Origin of the sequence: Pseudomonas oryzagri (assembly GCF_020831405.1) — a bacterium.
Lineage (GTDB): Bacteria > Pseudomonadota > Gammaproteobacteria > Pseudomonadales > Pseudomonadaceae > Geopseudomonas > Geopseudomonas oryzagri.
The window spans coordinates 161,911-181,923 of sequence record NZ_JAJHPU010000043.1 but is presented as its reverse complement, the minus strand read 5'-3'; the positions used below and the strand labels follow the sequence as shown (position 1 = coordinate 181,923).

Here is a 20,013-nt window from a genome sequence, read left to right as displayed (position 1 = left end):
AAGTGGAGCCTTTCAAATGGACACAACAGCTGCTCCCAAAGAACGCACCTGGATCGCCCGGCGACTGGAGAATGACGCCCCAGACCTGCTGCAGGCATGGCGAACCATCTGGCGGCGAAAGTGGAGCATCCTGGCCCTGGTATCGATCGTGACGATGGTGGCGGCGTTGGGAACCTTCGCCATCACGCCGACCTACCGGGCGGGCAGCACGCTGCTGATCGAGCAGAAAAAGGCCAATGTCGTTTCCATCGAGCAGGTCTACGGCATCGAAGGGGCCGGCTACGAATACCTGCAAACCCAATTCGAACTGCTGAGGTCCCGCGGCCTTGCCGAGCGCGTGGTCAAGAAGCTGAACCTGACCACCCACCCCGCTTTCGACCCGCGCCAGCAGCCGGCGCCCCTGATCGACATCAAGGGTCTGCTGAGCGGCTTCGATATCGGCCAGGCCATTCCGGTCACCCTCCCGGAAGATCTGGAGGAGGACAGCGTCGACCCGGTCGAGGCCAAGATTCTCGACGAGGTCACCAAGGCCTTCATGAAGCGGGTGAGCATCGCGCCGCTGGGCAAGAGCCAGCTGGTCAAGGTGCAGGTCGACATGGACGATCCCCGCCTCGCCGCCAAGGCCGCCAACGCCCTGGCCGACGGCTTCATCGAAAGCCAGCTCGAGGCATCCATGGAGATGTCGATGAGCGCCACCAACTGGATGAACAGCCGCCTGCAGGAGCTGCGCGTCAAGCTCAAGGAAGCCGAAGGCAAGCTGCAGGCGTTCCGCGAGCAGGAGAACCTGGTGGACGTCGACGGCGTGTCGACCATCAACGCCGCCGAGCTGTCGGCCACCAGCGACCGGATGATCGACGCCCGCCGCCAGCGCGCCGAAGCGGAGAGCCAATACCGCCAGGTGCAGGCCAATCGCGGCGGCGGCTGGCAGAAGCTCGCCACGCTCCCCGCGGTGCTCGGCGACCCGCTGATCCAGCAGTTCAAGGCCGAGGAGGCCAGGGCCCGCGCCAAGGTCGACGAGCTGTCCAAGCGCTACGGCAAGCGCCACCCGGCCATCGAGGCGGCCCGCTCCGACCTCAACGCGGCCTCCGCCAGCCTGCGCACCCAGGTGGAGCAGATCGTCGCCGGCATCGAGCGCAACTACCAGCTGGCCCAGGCCAACGAGAGCTCGCTGAGCGCCTCGGTGGAAGCCAACAAGGCGCAGATCCAGAAGATCTCCCGCAAGGAATTCCAGGTCCGCGAGCTGGCGCGCGAGGTGGAAGCCAACCGCTCCCTGTACGACACCTTCATGACCCGCCTGAAGGAGACCACGGCCACCTCCGATATGGATTCGGCCAGCGCACGGGTGGTCGACCGGGCCACACCGCCGACCATTCCCATCTCCCCGCAACGGAGCCTGATCGTCTCCTTCGCCGGCGTCCTCGCCCTGATGGCCGGCATCGGTCTCTGCCTGGTGCTGGAGATGCTCAACAACACCTTCAAGAGCATCGAGGACGTCGAGTCCAAGCTCAACCTGCCGGTACTGGGCATCCTGCCCCTGATCAAGGGGCGCCAGCGCGGCGAGATCGCCCAGCTGTTCACCAGCGACCAGGACAAGGCCTTCAGCGAGGCGATCCGCACGATCCGCACCAGCCTGGTGCTGTCGGACATGCACCAGCGACACCGCACCCTGGTCGTCACCTCCTCCCTGCCCGGCGAAGGCAAGAGCAGCGTGGCGGCCAACCTGGCCTACGCCTTCGGGCAGATGGAAAAGGTCCTGCTGATCGATGCCGACCTGCGCCGCCCGACCCTGGCGAAGAACTTCAAGTTCCCGGTGGGCAGCCCCGGCCTGGCCAACCTGATCGCCGGCACCGCGCGGATCGAAGACTGCATCCGGAACGTCGAGGGCATCGACATGCTGTGCGCCGGTCTGGTGCCGCCGAACCCGCTCGAACTGCTGTCCTCGGAGCACTTCACCAAGCTCATCGAGTTCTTCAAGAGCCGCTACGACCGGGTGATCATCGATTCGCCGCCGATCCAGGCGGTCAGCGATGCCTCGGTGCTGGCCATCCATGCCGATGCGCAGATCTACGTGATCAAGTCCGAGGCCACGGCCATCCCGCTGGTCAAGAGAGGTGTCGGCCAACTGCTGCAGAGCAACTCGCCGCTGACCGGCGTGGTGCTCAACCAGGTGGACGTCCATAAGGCCCAGAAACAGGGCTATAACTACGGTGGTTACTACGACTATTACGGCTACAGCGGCGAGGCGAACCGCAAGCCGGCCACCAAGCCGCAAAAGGTCTGAGTTCGCCGCGAAGAGGATCGTCGAACACCGGGGGAGGATGCGCGTCGCCTGGCGTCGGCGCCCGATGGAAAATCAGGATGTCCACCATGATCGACCTGCACAATCACCTGCTGCCGGGCATCGATGACGGTGCGCCGGACCTGGAAACCGCCTTGCAACTGGCGCGCATGGCGGTCGCGGAAGGCATTACCCATCTGGTCTGCACCCCGCATATCCACCCCGGGCGCTATGACAACGACCTCGCCAGCATCGCCGCCGCCCGCCAGCGACTGGTGGACGGACTGCAGGAGGCAGACATCCCGCTGCGGGTCGCCGCCGCCGCCGAGGTGCGCTACGGCACCGAGCTGATGCGCGGCATCGAGCAGGGCTCCCTGCCCTTCCTGGGCACCTGGCACGACAAGCGGGTGCTGCTGCTGGAACTGCCGCACAGCGAGGTGCCCTTCGGGGCGGAACGGCTGACCGAATGGCTGCTGCAGCACGACATCGTGCCGATGATCGCCCACCCCGAGCGCAACAAAGGGGTCATGCAGTGCCCGAGCAAGCTCAAGCCCTTCATCGAACAGGGCTGCCTGCTGCAGGTCACCGCCAGCGCGGTGGCCGGCCACTTCGGCGAGCCCGCGCGGATGATCGCCAATACCCTGCTCGAACTGGGCCTGGTCACCATCCTCGCCAGCGACGCCCACAACGTTAAACACCGCCCGCCCGCACTCGTGGAAGGCATGCAGCACGCCGCCCGCATCGTCGGCGCCTTCCATGCCGAGCAACTGGTCATCGATCACCCCTGGCAAATCGCCAGCTGCCACTTCTCCTGAACAACCTCCGCACGACCCACCGAACCGCATTACCGAGAGCGCCCGGAAGACGCACGGCAAAAAAACCAGACCAGGGAAGGCCAATCGATCAGCACAGGCCCTCAATCTGGACGAACATCATGCATGCACCGGATGACATCAAACTCGCCATCATCGGTCTCGGCTACGTCGGTTTGCCGCTCGCCATCGAATTCAGCAAGCACCGCCCCGTCATCGGTTTCGACATCAGCCAGGCGCGTATCGACGCGCTCAGGGCCGGCCATGACGCCACCCTGGAAGTCAGCAACGAGGAGCTGTGCGAAGCTCGCCTGCTGACCTACAGCGCCTCTTCGGCCGATCTGGCCGCCTGCAACACCTTCATCGTCACCGTCCCCACCCCCATCAACGAGCACAAGCAGCCCGACCTCACCCCGCTGGTCAGGGCCTCGCAGACCATCGGCCGCGTGCTCAAGCCCGGCGACATCGTCATCTACGAATCCACCGTGTATCCGGGCGCCACCGAGGAAGCCTGCGTGCCGGTGCTGGAGCAGGAATCGGGCCTGAAGTTCAACGTCGACTTCTACGCCGGCTACAGCCCCGAGCGCATCAACCCGGGCGACAAGGAACACCGCGTCACCAGCATCAAGAAAGTCACCTCCGGCTCCACCCCGGAAGTCGCCGATCTGGTCGATGCGCTGTACGGCCAGATCATCGCCGCCGGCACCCACAAGGCCAGCAGCATCAAGGTCGCCGAGGCGGCCAAGGTGATCGAGAACACCCAACGCGACCTCAACATCGCGCTGATCAACGAGCTGGCGATCATCTTCAACAAGCTGGGCATCGACACCGAGGAAGTGCTCAAGGCCGCCGGCACCAAGTGGAACTTCCTGCCCTTCCGGCCCGGCCTGGTCGGCGGTCACTGCATCGGCGTCGACCCCTACTACCTGACCCACAAGGCGCAGAGCATCGGCTATCACCCGGAGATCATCCTCGCCGGCCGTCGCCTCAACGACGGCATGGGCGCCTACGTGGTGTCGCAGCTGGTCAAGGCCATGCTCAAGCGGCGGATCTGCGTGGAGGGCGCCAACGTGCTGGTCCTGGGCCTGACCTTCAAGGAGAACTGCCCGGACCTGCGCAACACCAAGGTGATCGACATCCTCGGCGAGCTGGCCGAGTACCACATCAACGCCGACGTCTACGACCCCTGGGTGAGCATCGGCGAAGCCCAGCACGAGTACGGCATCACGCCGGTTGCCGAGCCGGCCATCGAGGCCTACGACGGCATCATCCTCGCCGTCGCGCACAACGAGTTCCGCAGTCTGGGGGCCGAGAACATCCGCAAGTACGGCAAGGCCGAACACGTGCTCTACGACATCAAGTACCTGCTGGCGCCGGAAGAGTCGGACCTTCGCCTGTAACGGATTCGTCCCCCCGCCCCCCTGATGGAGCAGCCCCGATGCGCCGCTTTGAAACCCTGCTGAACGAACTCCCCGCCACGCCGCGAACCTGGTTGATCACCGGGGTCGCCGGCTTCATCGGCTCCAACCTGCTGGAAGCCCTGCTCAGACTCGACCAGCGCGTGGTCGGCCTGGACAACTTCGCCACCGGGCACGCGCGCAACCTCGACGAGGTGCGCAGCCTGGTGACGGACGAGCAATGGTCGCGCTTCCATTTCATCCCGGGCGATATCCGCCAGCCGAACGACTGCCGGATGGCCTGCGAAGGCGTCGATTATGTGCTCCACCAGGCCGCGCTCGGTTCGGTGCCCCGCTCGATCGAAGATCCCGTGACGACCAACGCCACGAACATCACCGGCTTTCTGAACATGCTGGTGGCCGCGCGCGATGCCCGCGTGCAGAGCTTCGTCTACGCCGCCAGCAGCTCGACCTATGGCGACCATCCCGCCCTGCCCAAGCAGGAAGACGTGATCGGCAAGCCCCTGTCGCCCTATGCCGTAACCAAATACGTCAACGAGCTGTATGCCGAGGTGTTCGCGCGCACCTACGACTTCGCCAGCATCGGCCTGCGCTACTTCAATGTGTTCGGCAAACGCCAGGACCCGAACGGCGCCTACGCGGCGGTGATCCCGCGCTGGGCTGCGGCGATGATCGGCAACCAGGACATCCATATAAACGGCGACGGCGAAACCAGCCGCGACTTCTGCTACATCGACAACACCGTGCAGGCCAACCTGCTGGCGGCCACGATCACCGAGCCCGCCGCCCGCAATCAGGTCTACAACGTCGCCGTTGGCGCGAGAACCACGCTCAACCAGCTGTTCTGCACCCTGAAGACCGCCCTGGAGAACAACGGCGTCGCCTACTCCAGGCCGCCGCTCTACCGCGATTTCCGCCCCGGCGATGTCAGGCATTCCCTGGCGGACATCGGCAAAGCCCGCCGGCTGCTCGACTATGCGCCAGGGTTCGAGATCGCCCGTGGCATCGAAGCCGCCATGCCCTGGTACATGGATTTCCTCAAGGCCGGGCAGGTGCAGGGAAGTCCGCGAAAATGAGCCTGAAGAAGGAGGCGCTGTTCCATGTCTGCGGGGCCGCCGCCTATGCCATGGCGCAATGGTCGGTGCTGGTGCTGTTTTCCCGGCTGATATCCCTGGAAGCCGCCGGCGCCTACTCCTACTACCTCGCACTGTTCTCGCCGGCCGCCATCCTCACCAGCTTCGGGGTCAGGAACTCCATCGCCTCGGACCGCGACGGGGAGCACAGCCTCGCTGCCTACCGGCGTGCCCAGCAGGCCGGCTGGCTGATGCTGATGCTCTTCTATCTGGCCGTCATGGCGACCAGCGATGGCGATCACGAAGTAGCCACCCTGGTATTTCTCATCAAGCTGGCCGACAACCTTTCCGAGCTCAGCTACGGAAGCTGGGTGAGAGCGCGCATTCTGGCGAGATACAGCGTCTCCAAAGTGGCCAAGCTGGCCTTGTTCGCCGCGCTGTTCTGCGCACTCTACGCACTCGGGGTCAGGGACACCGGGATGATGTTCGCCTACCCGCTGTCGATAATGGTCGTCTACTTCGCCTACGACAGAAGGCACACGGAAAAGGACGAAATCCGCGATACGGGACCGCTGGACATCATCAAGGTGGGCATTCCCCTGGCACTGGGCTCCTTCATCGTGAGCCTGAACGTGAGCATCCCCAGAATATCGATCAATCACCTTCTCGACGCACAGGCACTCGCCGAGTTCGTGATGCTCACCTATTTCATTTCGTTCGCCACCTTGCCGATCACCTCGATCTGCCAGGCGGTAATTCCCAAGATACCGCAGGGCGGCATACCCAAGAATACCTGGCTGTTCTTCATCGCCTATTCGAGCGGTTACCTGGCTTTCATGATGCTGCTGGCCGAGCCGACGATAAGAATCATCTACAAGACCACCCCGAGCTACTCCTATTCGATATTGGCGATGATCGGTATCGCCGGGGGCTTGCACTTCATGTCGACGCTGCTCAATGCAGTACTGGTGGCGAATCGGCAATTCACCAAGATCCTGACGGCCGCCCTCATTTCGACGGTTGCGACGGCGGCGCTGAGTCCCCTGCTGATCATGAAGTTCTCGCTGAGCGGGGCAGCGGCCGCCTACCTGGTTTCCTCGCTGACACTCTTTGCCTTCAACGCCTTGTATGCCACCCAGCAGAGCCGTAAATCGAGCGCGATTCTGGACTCGCCGGCCTGATTGCACCGTAAGGGAACACCATAAGACGGGCATAACAAAATGGAAACCAAATATACGCACCTTGCACTAATTGCCGGGCTGGTGACGACTTCCGCCTGCCTGGTGGCCGGTGGACTGAAGGCGGTGCCTTTCTTCCCGCAGATCGCCATATCCTCCACCATCCTGCTGTTCATAATATTCAGGAGCATTGCTCACGGCGGCTCGATCTTTCATCCCGCCCCACTGGTCGCCCTGATCATGATCTGGAGCATCGCCATATCGCCGCTGGCAAGCGTTGTCTGGGACAAATATATTGAATACTCCCCCAAGGAGATCGACTGGCAGCCCTGGCTTATCTACACGTCATGGATCTATACAGTCTGCACGCTGGCGCTTCTTATCGGCATAAACCTGAGCCAGTCACAAAATGCCGAGCCACTGCCTGCCTGGGGAATCAACAAGAAAAACCTCCCGGCCATCTGCATGATATTCATGGGGCTTTCCCTGGCCACCCAGGCTTATATTTTCCTCCAGTTCGGCGGGATCTATGGCTACCTGTCGACCTGGTCCGAGGAGCGGGCAACATTCAAGGGGCTAGGCTCCACCTTCATGCTGGCAGAAGCCTTTCCCATCCTCGCTTTCATCTCCTTCGTCCTGCTTACCGACCGCGAGACAATCAGGAAAAAGGCCTGGCTGGTCTACGCCCTGCTGCTGGTCTTCTTCCTTCTGAAACTGCTCTTCGGCGGATTCCGCGGCAGCCGCAGCAACACGATATGGGGGATATTCTGGGCAGCCGGAATAATCCATCTTGTTTACTTCAAACTTAGACTCAGACACTACCTGATCGGCCTGGCTTTCCTGTTCTCGTTCATGGTCACCTATGCCGTGTATAAAAGCTTCGGCGTCGAGGCATTCAGCGGCCAATACACCGTAGAGGACTCGGGAAGATTCGATGGCAATCCCGTACAAGGGATATTGCTCGAGGATTTCTCAAGAGCCGGGGTGCATGCCTACATACTCCACGAATACCTGTACTCGGATACCTACGATCTGAAATTCGGCTCCACCTACATGAATGCCCTGTTCAAGGTGATGCCGTTCATAGACAACCCGTTCCCCGCATCGAAGAACACCGCGGGCGCCGAACTGTTCTACGGCAGAATGGTCGACCCCATCCTTTCATACGGGAACATACGCAACAGCCGGGTATTCGGACTGTATGGCGAAGGGCTGCTCAATTTCGGCCCCGTGCTGCCGATCTCGCTCTTTCTCGTCGCCGGCTTCCTGATTGGCAAGGTAAACGATCTGTGTCTGCGGCTTCAGCCCGAAGACCCGCGCGCGCTGATGATTCCCTTCGTATCCAATGCCTGCCTGATCCTCATACTTTCCGACTCGGACAATCTCGTTTTCTTTCTCATGAAGAACGGCATGTTCGCCTTTCTGCTGATTCTGATGATCTCCACCAGAGCCGTGCCCACCACTTGCAAGGCCAGCCCATGAAAAAGCTATCCAGAGTCGTCTTTGCCTATGATGGCGGTTTCGCCAGAGCCCCCGATGGAAATATCTACTCCCAGGGAGGATTTCCAGCGGACAACTGGGGTCGCTACCTGGAGTTCGCCGAGCAGTTGATCGTCACCGCCCGCATGCACGACGTGGGGTCGTCGTCCGGGGTGGTTTCCTCACGCGAACTCGTTTCCTTCGTCCGGGTACCCAGCATCTCCTCGCCGACCAAGGCCTTGACCAACAGGCCCCGGGCCCGGGAAATACTGATCCAGGAGATAAGCCGGGCCGATCACCTGATCGCCAGATTGCCCAGCGAAATCGGCCTGCTGGCCATCAAGGTGGCGAGAAAGCTCGGCAAGAAGTTCTCCGTCGAACTGGTCGGCGATCCCTTCACGGCGCTTTTCCACTACCCGAAACTCTACGCAAAGTTGTATGCGCCGCTGCTTTCCCTGCGCACGCGATTAGCCGTTTCCTCATCGCGGGCCTGCATATATGTCACCCGCAACAAGCTGCAAAGCCGATACCCCTGCAGCGGGCACTCCGCTGCCGCGTCCAACGTGAACTTCAGTCTTGCCCCCTGGGATGAGGTGCAGGCGCTGTTGCAGGACAAAGCCAGCAAAAGCAGAAAAAGCTTTTCGCTGATCGGCTCGATGGCCACCGACTACAAGGGCGTCGACATCGCCATCAAGGCACTGAGCCTGCTCGTCAAGAAAGGTCACGACTGCGACCTGCGCGTATTGGGGCCCGGCAATACCGACCGCCTGCAGGAGCTGGCGGAGAGCCTCGGCGTCGCGGCAAACGTCCATTTCGATGGCACGCGCAACTCCTCCCAGGAGGTGCTCGCCTGGCTGGACCAGCAAACCTTCTACCTGCAACCGAGCCGCTCGGAAGGACTTCCCCGTTCGCTGATCGAGGCGATGTCGCGCGGACTGCCGTCGGCCGGCAGCGACCGCGGGGGGATTCCCGAACTCCTGCCGGACGATCTAATTTTCAGGAATATAGACCCCGTGAAACTGGGGGCCATCATGGAGAAGATGCTCGCCTTCTCTGCGCGCGAGTATCTGGATGCATGTCGAACATCCTACGAAATCGCCTCGACGTATGAAAGAAAAAGACTTGACGAAATAAGGCACAACTTCTGGCAAAAAACCCTGTTCTCATAGGTGGCCCATGAAAGCGCAAGACTTGATTTTGAAACACGCCCCCATGTCGATCCAGAACATCGCCATCTCCCTCTACAACAACAACCTGTACCGGGAGCGGCACGCCGGCGTCTACAAGAAGATGATGGAGTACTATAAGCGTTGTCCGACCATCAGCCCGGACGAGGTCCGGGAAGAACAGCAGCGAAAGCTTGCCGACTTTCTCCACCACGCCACGGAAAACTCCGCGTGGTACGCCCCCTACAAAGGCCGCAGACTCGAGGAATTTCCGATCCTGGAAAAAAGCGACATCCTGCAGAACCTGGAAAAGATCGCCACCATCAAGGAAGACCAGGCCATCATCTTCTGCACGGGGGGGACTACCGGATCGTCGATGAAGGTGCTGTACACGCCGGCCGACATCCAGGAGCGCTTTGCCATCATCGATACCTTCCGCGCCACCTATGGATATACCCTGGGCAAGAAAACCGCGTGGTTCAGCGGCAAGAACATCACCCAGGAGCGCGATCTCGCCCGGGGCACGCTCTACCGGGACGACCACATCAATAAAATCCGGTTCTTCTCGACCTTCCACATCGCGCCCAGAAACTTCGAGGCGTACTGGAAAGCCTTTACCGACTATGCGCCGGAATACATCATCGGCATTCCCTCCTGCATCGTCGATCTGTGCAAGATGGCGCTGGATCGGGGCCTGCACTTCCACGGGCACGTCAAGGCGTTCTTCGCCACGGCCGAAACGATCCATGCAGGCCACCGCGAGGTCATCCGCAAGGCGCTCGATTGCCCGCTCATCGACCAATACTCCTCATCCGAGGGCGCTCCCTACATATTGGAATGCCCACACGGCTCCCTGCATATTCATCCGTTGTCCGGCATCTTCGAAGTCGTTGACGAAAACATGCAGCCCGCCCGCGAGGGCGAAATCCTGGTGACCTCCTTCACCACCTATGGGACCCCGCTCATTCGCTATCGCATCGGCGACCGCATCAAACTGGCTGCGGACGATTTCCGCTGCTCGTGCGGCTCGTGTTTCCCGGTGGCGGAATATATCGACGGACGTGCCACCGAGTTCGTCGTGTCCGTGGATGGCGTGCGGATATTCATCGGCAACATCTGCAACAGCACCAAGGGGGTCCAGGGAATCCAGTGCTTCCAGATCTCGCAGCACTCGCGGGAAGAAATCCTGGTCAAGATGGTGTGCTCGAACAAGTTCGATATCTTCCAGGAACTCAAATTCAAGGAAGCGCTCAGGCAGCGTCTGGGTCCGGACATGATCATAAACCTTTCCCGCGTCTCCGAAATTCCGCGGGAAAAAAGCGGCAAGTTCCGGGTCATCAAGAACTCGATCGCCATTTGACGACAACTTCACTCCTGCCCGCCCCTGCGGTGCGCCGAAACGGCCCTGCGGCGACATACATGATCAAGCGTGGAAGCTTTTGACCGGCCCGAAAATGGCCTCAGCACGAAATTGGAGGTTTCGTCTCTGGCCCCAGGCAGCCTATTCGCCGATGAAATTTCTCCTGATTGCCAGCTACCCGGACTCCCTTCTCAGATTCCGCGGCGCGCTGCTGGATACCTTGCTCGCTCAAGGTCACAACGTGCACGTGGGAGCTCCCGATCTGCACCCGGAAAACCCCATCTTCCACAGTCTCGAGGCCAGAGGACTCGAGGTTCACAGCATCCCGATGAGCCGCACCGGAACCAACCCGCTCGCGGACCTGCTCACCCTCCTCCACCTGCACACGCTGATGAGGCGGATCCACCCCGACTGCGTGCTGGGTTACACCATCAAACCGGTGATCTATGGCGGTCTGGCGGCCTGGCTGGCCAGCGTGCCGCACCGCTTCGCGCTGATCACCGGGCTCGGCTATACCTTCATGGACTCGGACGCCACCCACCGCCAGCGTGCGCTGCTGCGCTCGCTCGTCCAGTGGCTGTACGCCCAGGCCCTGAACCACGCGCACAAGGTGTTCTTCCAGAATCCGGACGACCAGGCGCTGTTCCGCACGCTGCATATTCTGCCGGACTCGATTCCTTCGCTGGTGGTCAACGGCTCGGGCGTGGATGTCGAGGAGTATGCCGTGGCGCCACTGCCGTCGACGCCACGCTTTCTGATGATCGCCCGCCTGCTGGGCGAGAAGGGGGTACGTGAATATGTCGCCGCGGCCCGCCTGGTGCGCGCCCGCCATCCGGCGACGACCTTCAGCCTGGTGGGCTGGATCGACGAGAACCCGAACTCGATCCGCCAGGAGGAGCTCGATGCCTGGCAGGCGGAGGGGGTGATCCACTACCTCGGCAAGCTCGAGGACGTTCGCCCCGCCCTCGCCGACTGCAGCGTTTACGTGCTGCCCTCCTATTACCGGGAAGGGACTCCGCGCACGGTGCTGGAGGCGATGGCGATGGGCCGCGCCATCATCACCACCGACGCCCCCGGCTGCCGGGAAACGGTGATAGACGGCGACAACGGCTTCCTGGTGCCGCCCAGGGCGGTGGACGAGCTGGCCGCGACCATGCTGCGTTTCGTCGAGGAGCCCCACCTCGCCGTGCAGATGGGCGCCCGCTCACGGCGCATCGCCGAGGAGAAGTACGACGTGCACCGGGTCAACGAGGTGATGCTGGAGGAGATGGGCATTCGATGAGCAAGCGCTTGTTCGACCTGATCGTCGCGGGCTGCGGGTTGCTGCTGCTCTCCCCCCTGCTGGTGCTGATCGCCTGGCAGGTGGGGCGCCGCCTCGGCTCGCCGGTGCTGTTCCGCCAGCAGCGCCCGGGGCGCGACGGCATCCCGTTCGTGATCGTCAAGTTCCGCACCATGCGCGATGCCGTGGACGCGCACGGCGAACCGCTGGCCGACGCCGAACGGCTGACCCCCTTCGGCCGCGCGTTGCGCGCCACCAGCCTGGACGAGCTGCCGGAGCTGTGGAACGTGCTCAGAGGCGACATGAGCCTGGTCGGCCCGCGTCCGCTGCTGATGGAGTACCTGCCGCTGTACAGCGCCGAGCAGTTCCGTCGCCACGCCGTGCGTCCCGGCATCACCGGGCTGGCGCAGATCAGCGGCCGCAATGGGCTGAGCTGGGAGGAGAAGTTCCGCCTCGACGTCTGGTACGTGGACCACCGGTCGTTCTGGCTGGATCTGAAGATCCTCTGGCGGACGCTGCACAAGGTCATGACGCGCGAGGGCATCAGCGCCCAGGGCGAAGCGACCATGCCGAAATTCACCGGCTCCCATTGATACGGGTCCGGCACGACGCGGGCCCAGCGACCTCTTACGGCCTTTCCAGGACGGCGCCGCCATGAAGATCAGCGAGATCAGCAGCAAGAACGAGTGGGACGAAGCCCTGGCGAAGGCCGCCCACCACGACTTCTATCACACCTGGGACTTCCACCTGATTTCCCAGCGCAACGGCGAAGGCGACCCCGTGCTGTTCGAGGTGCGCACGCCGCATGGCGGGGTGCTCTTTCCGCTGCTGTCGCGTCCCATCGCCGGCTCGTCGCGGCGCGATCTGACCTCGGTCTACGGCTATCCCTCGCCGCTGAGCTACGGGCTGATCGACCGCGCGGAAATAGCCGGGCTGTGGGACAGTTTTCTGTCCCATCTGAGCCAGCGCGGCTACGTCAGCCTGTTCTCCCGCTGCCATCCCTTCCTGACCCCCGAGGTTCTCGGCGAGGATGCCTACCAGCCGTGCGGCCGCGTGGTGGTGATTCCCCTCGAAGGCAGCGAGGAGCAGCAGCGCGCCGCCTACCGCACCAACCACAAGCGGGATCTGCGCAAACTGGAGCGGCTAGGCGTGGTCTGCCAAGCCGACGATTCGCCGCGCAGCCTGGCCGACTTCATGGCGCACTACGAGGCGACCATGCGCTCGCTGAACGCGGCGCCCTACTACTACTTCTCCCGGGACTATTACCAGGGCCTCCTCGCGGCCGAGTCCTTCGCCACCCACATCTATTCCTGCAGCCTCGAGGGCCGGGTGATCTGCAGCGGCATCTTCGTGTTCTGCGACCAGTTTGTGCAGTACCACCTCGGCGGCACGGCACCGGACTTCGTCCATCTCGCGCCGACCAAGCTGATGTTCGACACCGTGAGAAGGGATGCCAGTCGCCTGGGCTACCAGTACTTCTGCCTCGGCGGCGGACATGGCAGCCAGGAAGACTCCCTGTTCCGCTTCAAGGCCGGCTTTTCCAGCCTGGTGCGGGATTTTCGCCTGATCCGGAAGATCGTCGACCACGACGAATACCAGCGCCTGTGCGTCGGCGTCGCCGACGACACCAGCTACTTCCCCAGATACCGGGCGACGCCCCACGGCGAGCGCCAGCCGACCCACAGGCCGGACGCCCAACCGGCCGGGATCGGCAAGGTCTGGGCCTGAATTTGGTTCCCTCCGACGCCGCTCAACCCCCTCGGCAACCTGATCGGTAGCGGAGCCGGATAGGCGCTGTATTGCAGTACCCCGGCGGCGAGGCGCGCCCCGGGGCTCGACACCTTTACTCGACAATCACCTCGTCCAGGGACTCGGCGCCCGGCTCGATCTGCGGAGAGACCAGCATGTTGAATACCAGCTTTTCACCATGGCCATGCTTCACGGAAGAAGAGGCAGATGCGGTACGCGAGGTGATCCTGTCCAACCGGGTCAACTACTGGACCGGCGAGGAGTGCCGTCTGTTCGAGAAGGAGTTCGCCGAATGGACCGGTGCCGAGTACGCCGTCGCCCTGGCCAATGGCACCGTGGCCCTGGATGTCGCCCTGCAGGTGCTCGGCATAGGCGCAGGCGACGAAGTGGTGGTGACCCCGCGCACCTTTCTCGCCTCGGTATCCAGCATCGTCAACGCCGGCGCGACGCCGGTGTTCGCCGAGGTGGATCGCAACTCGCAGAACATCACCGCCGAGACCATCCGCGCCGCACTGACGCCGCGCACGCGTGCCGTGGTCTGCGTGCATCTGGCCGGCTGGCCGTGCGACATGGACCCGATCATGGCGCTGGCTGCCGAACACGACCTCAAGGTCATCGAGGACTGCGCCCAGGCCCACGGCGCGCGCTACAAGGGCCGTTCGGTCGGCACCATCGGCCATGTCGGCGCCTGGTCGTTCTGCCAGGACAAGATCATCAGCACCGGCGGCGAAGGCGGCATGGTCACCACCAACAGCCGCGAGCTGTGGTCGACCATGTGGTCGCTCAAGGACCACGGCAAGAGTTGGGAAGCGGTGCACCAGCCGCACAGCGGCTCGGGTTTCCGCTGGCTGCACGAACGCTTCGGCACCAACTGGCGGATGATGGAGGTCCAGGCGGTGATCGGCCGCATCCAGTTGCGCCGCCTGAATGCCTGGCATGCCCGGCGCCTGGCCAACGCCGAGCGGATCTGGGACTGCGCCCGCCAGTTGCCCGCCCTGCGCGCCCCACGCATCGGCACCGACACCGTCCACGCCGCCTACAAGTGCTACCTGTTCGTCGAACCGCAACGGCTGGCCGTCGGCTGGGACCGCGACCGCATCCTCAGCGAAATCAACGCGCGCGGCGTGCCCTGTTTCTGTGGCTCCTGCTCCGAGGTCTACCTGGAAAAGGCCTTCGACAACACCGGGCTGCGTCCGGCCGCGCGTCTGCCGGTAGCCCGCGAGCTGGGCGAAACCAGCCTGATGTTTCTCGTCCACCCGACCCTCACCGACGCCGAGATCGACAAGACCTGCGCCGTGCTCGCCGATGTGATGACCGCAGCCACGTACTGATCCATCAAGCCCCCACCAGGAGAACCGCCATGCTCGGGAGCAGCTCCACCACGAGCGCCGATGCCGTACGACCCGGCGTCGCCGTACGCGAGGACTATCGCCACGACATCCAGGGGATCCGCGCCATCAGCGCGCTGCTGATCGCCATCTACCACATCTGGATCAACAAGGTGTCCGGCGGCGTGGACGTGTTCTTCGTCATCTCCGGCTTCCTGATGACCGGGGTGCTGATCCGCCAGATCCAGCAGTTCGACCGCATCCAGCCATTGCTCTTCTGGGGCAACCTGATCAAGCGCATCGCCCCGGGCGCCTGCACGGTGCTGCTGGTCACCCTGGCCGCTGGCTACTTCATCGTTCCCGAGCCGCTGTGGAACCAGTTGATCCAGGAAACCCTGTTCAGCGCGCTCAATCTGGAAAACCTCGAGCTGATGAACCGGTCGGTGGACTACCTGAACCGCGAGCTGCCGCCCAGCCCGGTCCAGCAGTTCTGGGCGCTGTCCACCCAGGTGCAGTTCTACGCACTGCTGGCGCCGCTGCTGATGCTCGCCTTGTGGATCGGACGCCGCTGCGGTGCGGCCGCACGTACCGCCGTGCTGCTGGCGCTTGGACTGACCGCGGCGTTTTCCCTGCTCTACTCGGTGCTGGAAACCGCCCGCGAGCCGGTCTCCACCTACTTCAACCCGGCAGCGCGGGTGTGGGAGTTCTTCGCCGGCGGCCTGCTCGCCCTGCTGCTGCCGCGCATTCGTCTGCAGGGAGCGCTGCGCAATCTGTTCGGCCTGCTGGGCCTGGCCACACTGCTGCTGTTCGGCCTGCTGGCGCCGCAGGGTAGCCAGTTTCCCGGCTCCATCGCGCTGATACCGGTCGCCGCCGCGGTGATGCTGATCGTGGCCGGCAGCGGCGCGGAACCGTCCATCGCCAGTCGCTGGCTGGCCAGCCGTCATCTGGCCGGTCTGGGCAGGATTTCCTTCGGCGTCTATCTGTGGCACTGGCCGCTGCTGGCGTTCGCCCTGGAATATCTGGGCAGCACCCGCCTGGACGTGCCCCAGGGCCTGCTGGTCATCGTTCTGGCGATCCTGCTGGCGATGGCGACCCACCGGTTCGTCGAGGAGCCGATCCGCAACCACCGGTATGCCACACGACGGGTTTGGGTGCCCTATGTCATCGGCCTGCTGCTGCTCAGCCCCGTACTGGCCAGCGCCGCGACCTGGAAGTACTACATTCGCGACGTGGTGGCCGAGGAGCGCAACAGCAACGCCCGCCTGGCCAGCCCCGAGGACTTCGCCCCGGCCGAGGTACAGGTCCACGCCGGGCAACTGTCGGAGGCCAACCTGATCACCGCCAAGGTCATCCTGCCGGCCTCCTACCAGGGCAATTGCCACCAGCAGATCACCCGACCCGAGGTGGTCTACTGTGCCTATGGCGACACCAGCTCCAGCATCACGGTGGCGCTGGTCGGCGGCTCGCACGCCACTCAGTGGTTACCAGCGCTCGAGCGCATCGGCAAGGCCTACGGTCTGAAGGTGCTCAACATCACCAAGAAGGAATGCCCCTTCGGCGCCACCGAGGGCAGCCATCCCTCCTGCGCGGAATGGAACAGCCGGCTGATCGACACCCTGGCCGAACTCCGTCCGCAGGTGGTGATCACCAACTCGACGACCACCACCCATCCGAAGATCCGCGAGTACGTGCCGCCGGCCTATGTCCAGCAGTGGCGGCGCCTGGAGCAGCTGGGCATCCCGGTGATCGGCATCCGCGACAACCCCTCGCTGGGCTTCGACCCCGCGACCTGCGTGGCGCGCCACCGGGACAATCTGCTGGCCTGCAGCAAGCCGCGCAGCAAGTCGCTGGCCGAGCGCGACCCGTCGCTCGAGCATCTGGGCGAACTGGGCAACCTGCACCTGGTCGACATGAGCGCGTTCCTGTGCACGGCCGAGCAGTGCCTGACCGTCACCCACGACTTCCTGATGTACCGTGACGGCCACCACCTCAATCCACGCTACGTGCTGGCGCTCAGCGGGCGGCTGCACGAGCAGCTGGCGCTGGCGATTCCGGAGGTGTTCCGGCGCTGAGGAGAGGTGCCGGACCTGGCGGACGAAAAGCCAGGTCCGGCGCGACAGGCACGCCCTTGCTCAGCTCTGCAGGGGCCGCCCAGGTCGGCCGGGGAAGATCCGGTTCAGCGCCGCCTCGTCCATGGCGAAACAATCCTTCATCGAGCTGGCCAGCACATCCCGCCAGTCGAGACTCACCGGCAGATCGCGCGTCTCGTTGAGATGCGCGTCGTCAAGGCCGTTGAAACTACCCAGCATGCGGCCGCCCGGCACGGCGCCGCCAGCCAGCAGCATCAGGCCGCCATGGCCATGATCGGTCCCGCCAGTGCCGTTCTCACGGACAGTCCGTCCGAACTCGCTGCAAACCAGCACCCGCGTCCTGCGCCATTCGCTATCGCCCAGCTCGGTACGCATGGCAACGATCCCCTCGCTCAAGCCGGTAAGGGCGCGCTCGAGGAGGGTCTGCTGGTTGGCGTGAGTATCGACTCCGCCCAGATCGACGAATGCCAGGCTGAAGCGCGGATTCGCGCGCAATACCCGCGCCATGTTGCGCGCCATCCGCGCAAAGGCGGGCGCGGCGGCCGCGCCGCGGTCGGCGCCGCGTTCCATGCCGCCTTCGGCCAAGGCGGCGGCGATCGCGGCCTCGGTCGAGATGGCCTGCTCCAGGGCCTCGCCGGTCGGCTCCCCAGCATGCGTCTGGCGCAGGGCCTCGAGAAAGCGTCCGGACGGCAGCTTGTAGCGGCTGGTGCCGAATTGGGCCACCTCCGGAATCACCGCGCCGCGGAATACCAGCGGTACTTCGCTGGTGAAGCTGATGGTGTCCTGGTCGCCGTCGAGTTCGCTGGCGGCCCTGGACATGAAGCCCGATGCCCCCTTCGAGGCGCCGGTGCCCAGCTCGAAGATGTCCTGGGCCAGGAAGTGGCTGCGGCTGATATCGATACTGCCGGCGCAGGGGGCGAAGGCCAGCTCGCCGGCATGGAACAGTTCGGCCAGCGGCGCGCAGACCGGATGGGCGGCGAAACCGCTGCGTCCCAGCGCAATCCCTTCATCGAGCACGCGGCGGGCCAGGGTCGGCCTCAGCGCCGCGAAGCGTGGGTCGGCCACGGGGGAAAAAGCGAACAGCCCATCGAGACCGCCACGCAGGAAAATCACCACCAGGCGACCGGCGTACTCGCTTTGCCCTCCCCATGCCCAGGCATTGCACAGCGACAAACCGCCCACGGCCAGTGCCGCCTTGAGAAAATCACGTCGATGGATGGGCATGTCAGCGCCTCATGAACTCGGGGGAAGCCAGCAGCAGGGCGCTCTTCTCGTCTACCGACAAGCCGATGAGCGAGCGCCGGGTGATGGCGCGCGTTGCGCCCAGCATCTTCTCGATCCGCTCCGGATCGGCCCGGCAACCCGGCTGCGCCTCCGGTGACGGCCGGTCAGCCTCGGCAGCGCCAGGAGGACCGGCGAACTGCACCGTTCCCTGCGCCACGTCCCGGGCGAAGCGGATGCGCTTGGTCATCGCCACCGGGGAGAGCCAATCCTTTTCCTGCACGCCGTAGCCGTCGGGCGTGGTCCGCCGCATCGGCAGTTGGCCCATCTCGCTGATCGCTTTGAACAGTGCCTGCGAGTTGGTGATGGGCTGGTCCTCGCAGACGATCCGCGCCATCGACAGCACGTAATCGAGAGGCTCCTTGAACTTGTTCGGCGCCCCCAACGATGCCTGGAAGGCCGGCGATTCGAACAAGGCCAAAAGGGTGGTCGAAATGCGCCCGTCACTGCTGCGGAAGGCCTTGACCATCGCCGCCACCACCTCCGCAGGCGGCTCGTCGGCGAGAAAGCGCTGGGCCAGCTTGGTGGAGATATGCGCGGCCGTCGACGGATGGGTGGCCATCAGGTGCAGGGCGCGATCGATTTCCGCGAGTCCCTGGCCGGGCGGAAAGTCCACGCCGAGAAAACGCTTGCCACCGAAATCGTGGCGCCGGGGATCGAACTGGAAATAACCGCGACGGACCACGCCGGCTTTCTCCAGCTGCTCCGGGGTTTCATCGGCGCGCGGCACGTCCGCCCCGGTGATGATGCGCGCCAGGGCCTGTACATCCGCCTGGTCATAGCCGCCCTCGACGCCCAGCGTGTGCAGCTCCAGCAGCTCGCGGGCCAGATTCTCATTGATGCCCACCCGCTTGCCGCGGCTGGTGGCACGGCGGCCGATGCGGGAATCCGGAGATACCGATTGCTCGTTGTCCAGATAGATCTGCATCGCCGGATGGAAGAAGCTGGCGCGCAGCAGGGCTTCGAAGGAGTCGGCGCGAATGGCCTCGTCCAGGCCGTGGATGTAGTCGCCCACCAGCAGTCTGTTGCGGCCCTTGCTGACGAACACGGAGAAATGATTGAGCCAGAACGACAGGAGCGCCTCATGGCCGGGGTTGTCGCTGTTGGCCATGATCAGCAGGCGGGCCTCGATCTGCGCAAGGCCGTAGTTGACGATCAGATCCTGCCTCGCCATACGAGCCGCGGTGGTCTCGGCAGGCGGCACCGCGCTGCCGCCGGGGCCATAGCGCGCCCAGATGGACTCCAACGGTTCGCCGGCGATCTTCTCCGCCTGGACGTCGACGGGAGCGGGCAGCGTCGAAGCCTCGTCGATCGCCCGCATCAGGTATTGGCGCGGCGTCAGCCCGGTCGTCGCCGAGAGCGTCCTCGGCGTAGGACCGTAGCCGAAGCGAGACAGCATGTTCCTGGCCTGCCCTTCGTCCATCGGCCGGTCTAGCGCGGGGGAAGCGGCTGCCAGCTCCAGCGCCTGCAGACCCAGCAAGACCGTGCACAGGCGCAGGAACAGAATGAATTTCTTCTTCAT

15 protein-coding genes are annotated in these 20,013 nt (G+C 63.9%); 13 read left to right on the top strand and 2 right to left on the bottom strand.

All coding sequences use genetic code 11. The annotated features are described in order from the left end of the window. Positions 1–16 precede the first annotated feature (16 nt). The 13 genes from LMJ29_RS17470 (at position 17) to LMJ29_RS17410 (ending at position 17,192) form a co-directional block, all read left to right on the top strand. Positions 17–2,281, top strand: coding sequence for a GumC family protein (locus LMJ29_RS17470; protein ID WP_229606803.1), 2,265 nt, complete (start codon positions 17–19; stop codon positions 2,279–2,281). A 77-nt stretch (positions 2,282–2,358) separates the two neighbouring features. Beyond that, complete coding sequence (locus LMJ29_RS17465) at positions 2,359–3,093, top strand: tyrosine-protein phosphatase (RefSeq protein ID WP_229606802.1); 735 nt, start codon at positions 2,359–2,361, stop codon at positions 3,091–3,093. 119 nt (positions 3,094–3,212) lie between these two features. Beyond that, on the top strand, positions 3,213–4,490 hold the full coding sequence (gene tviB, locus LMJ29_RS17460; RefSeq protein WP_229606801.1) for a Vi polysaccharide biosynthesis UDP-N-acetylglucosamine C-6 dehydrogenase TviB: 1,278 nt from the start codon (positions 3,213–3,215) through the stop codon (positions 4,488–4,490). A 38-nt stretch (positions 4,491–4,528) separates the two neighbouring features. Continuing rightward, positions 4,529–5,584, top strand: a complete 1,056-nt coding sequence (locus tag LMJ29_RS17455; RefSeq protein WP_229606800.1) for an NAD-dependent epimerase/dehydratase family protein — start codon at positions 4,529–4,531, stop codon at positions 5,582–5,584. Then, a complete protein-coding gene (locus LMJ29_RS17450; protein ID WP_229606799.1) occupies positions 5,581–6,762 on the top strand; it encodes a lipopolysaccharide biosynthesis protein in 1,182 nt (393 codons plus the stop codon). Before LMJ29_RS17455 ends, LMJ29_RS17450 begins: the two co-directional genes overlap by 4 nt. Before the next feature lie 39 nt (positions 6,763–6,801). After that, the gene (locus LMJ29_RS17445; RefSeq protein ID WP_229606798.1) at positions 6,802–8,241 is read left to right on the top strand and encodes a hypothetical protein; all 1,440 of its coding nucleotides are present in this window, start codon (positions 6,802–6,804) and stop codon (positions 8,239–8,241) included. Next, positions 8,238–9,407, top strand: coding sequence for a glycosyltransferase (locus LMJ29_RS17440; protein ID WP_229606797.1), 1,170 nt, complete (start codon positions 8,238–8,240; stop codon positions 9,405–9,407). Before LMJ29_RS17445 ends, LMJ29_RS17440 begins: the two co-directional genes overlap by 4 nt. Before the next feature lie 7 nt (positions 9,408–9,414). Further along, positions 9,415–10,764, top strand: a complete 1,350-nt coding sequence (locus LMJ29_RS17435; protein ID WP_229606796.1) for a phenylacetate--CoA ligase family protein — start codon at positions 9,415–9,417, stop codon at positions 10,762–10,764. 151 nt (positions 10,765–10,915) lie between these two features. Continuing rightward, positions 10,916–12,046, top strand: a complete 1,131-nt coding sequence (locus LMJ29_RS17430; RefSeq protein WP_229606795.1) for a glycosyltransferase family 4 protein — start codon at positions 10,916–10,918, stop codon at positions 12,044–12,046. After that, positions 12,043–12,636, top strand: a complete 594-nt coding sequence (locus tag LMJ29_RS17425; protein ID WP_229606794.1) for a sugar transferase — start codon at positions 12,043–12,045, stop codon at positions 12,634–12,636. The genes LMJ29_RS17430 and LMJ29_RS17425 overlap by 4 nt, the downstream gene beginning before the upstream one ends. Before the next feature lie 61 nt (positions 12,637–12,697). After that, positions 12,698–13,771, top strand: coding sequence for a GNAT family N-acetyltransferase (locus LMJ29_RS17420; RefSeq protein ID WP_229606793.1), 1,074 nt, complete (start codon positions 12,698–12,700; stop codon positions 13,769–13,771). Positions 13,772–13,947: 176 nt separating this feature from the next. Further along, positions 13,948–15,123 carry a DegT/DnrJ/EryC1/StrS family aminotransferase gene (locus LMJ29_RS17415; RefSeq protein WP_229606792.1) on the top strand — a complete coding sequence of 392 codons (1,176 nt, stop codon included), beginning with the start codon at positions 13,948–13,950 and terminating at the stop codon, positions 15,121–15,123. 29 nt (positions 15,124–15,152) lie between these two features. Beyond that, a complete protein-coding gene (locus LMJ29_RS17410; protein WP_229606791.1) occupies positions 15,153–17,192 on the top strand; it encodes an acyltransferase family protein in 2,040 nt (679 codons plus the stop codon). 60 nt (positions 17,193–17,252) lie between these two features. Here LMJ29_RS17410 and LMJ29_RS17405 read toward each other — a convergent pair whose 3' ends face one another. Both LMJ29_RS17405 and LMJ29_RS17400 read right to left on the bottom strand, forming a co-directional pair. After that, entirely contained in the window at positions 17,253–18,434 is a 1,182-nt protein-coding gene (locus tag LMJ29_RS17405; protein ID WP_229606790.1) for a DUF1501 domain-containing protein, read from the bottom strand. Between the two features lies 1 nt (position 18,435). Then, positions 18,436–20,013, bottom strand: coding sequence for a DUF1800 domain-containing protein (locus LMJ29_RS17400; RefSeq protein WP_229606789.1), 1,578 nt, complete (start codon positions 20,011–20,013; stop codon positions 18,436–18,438).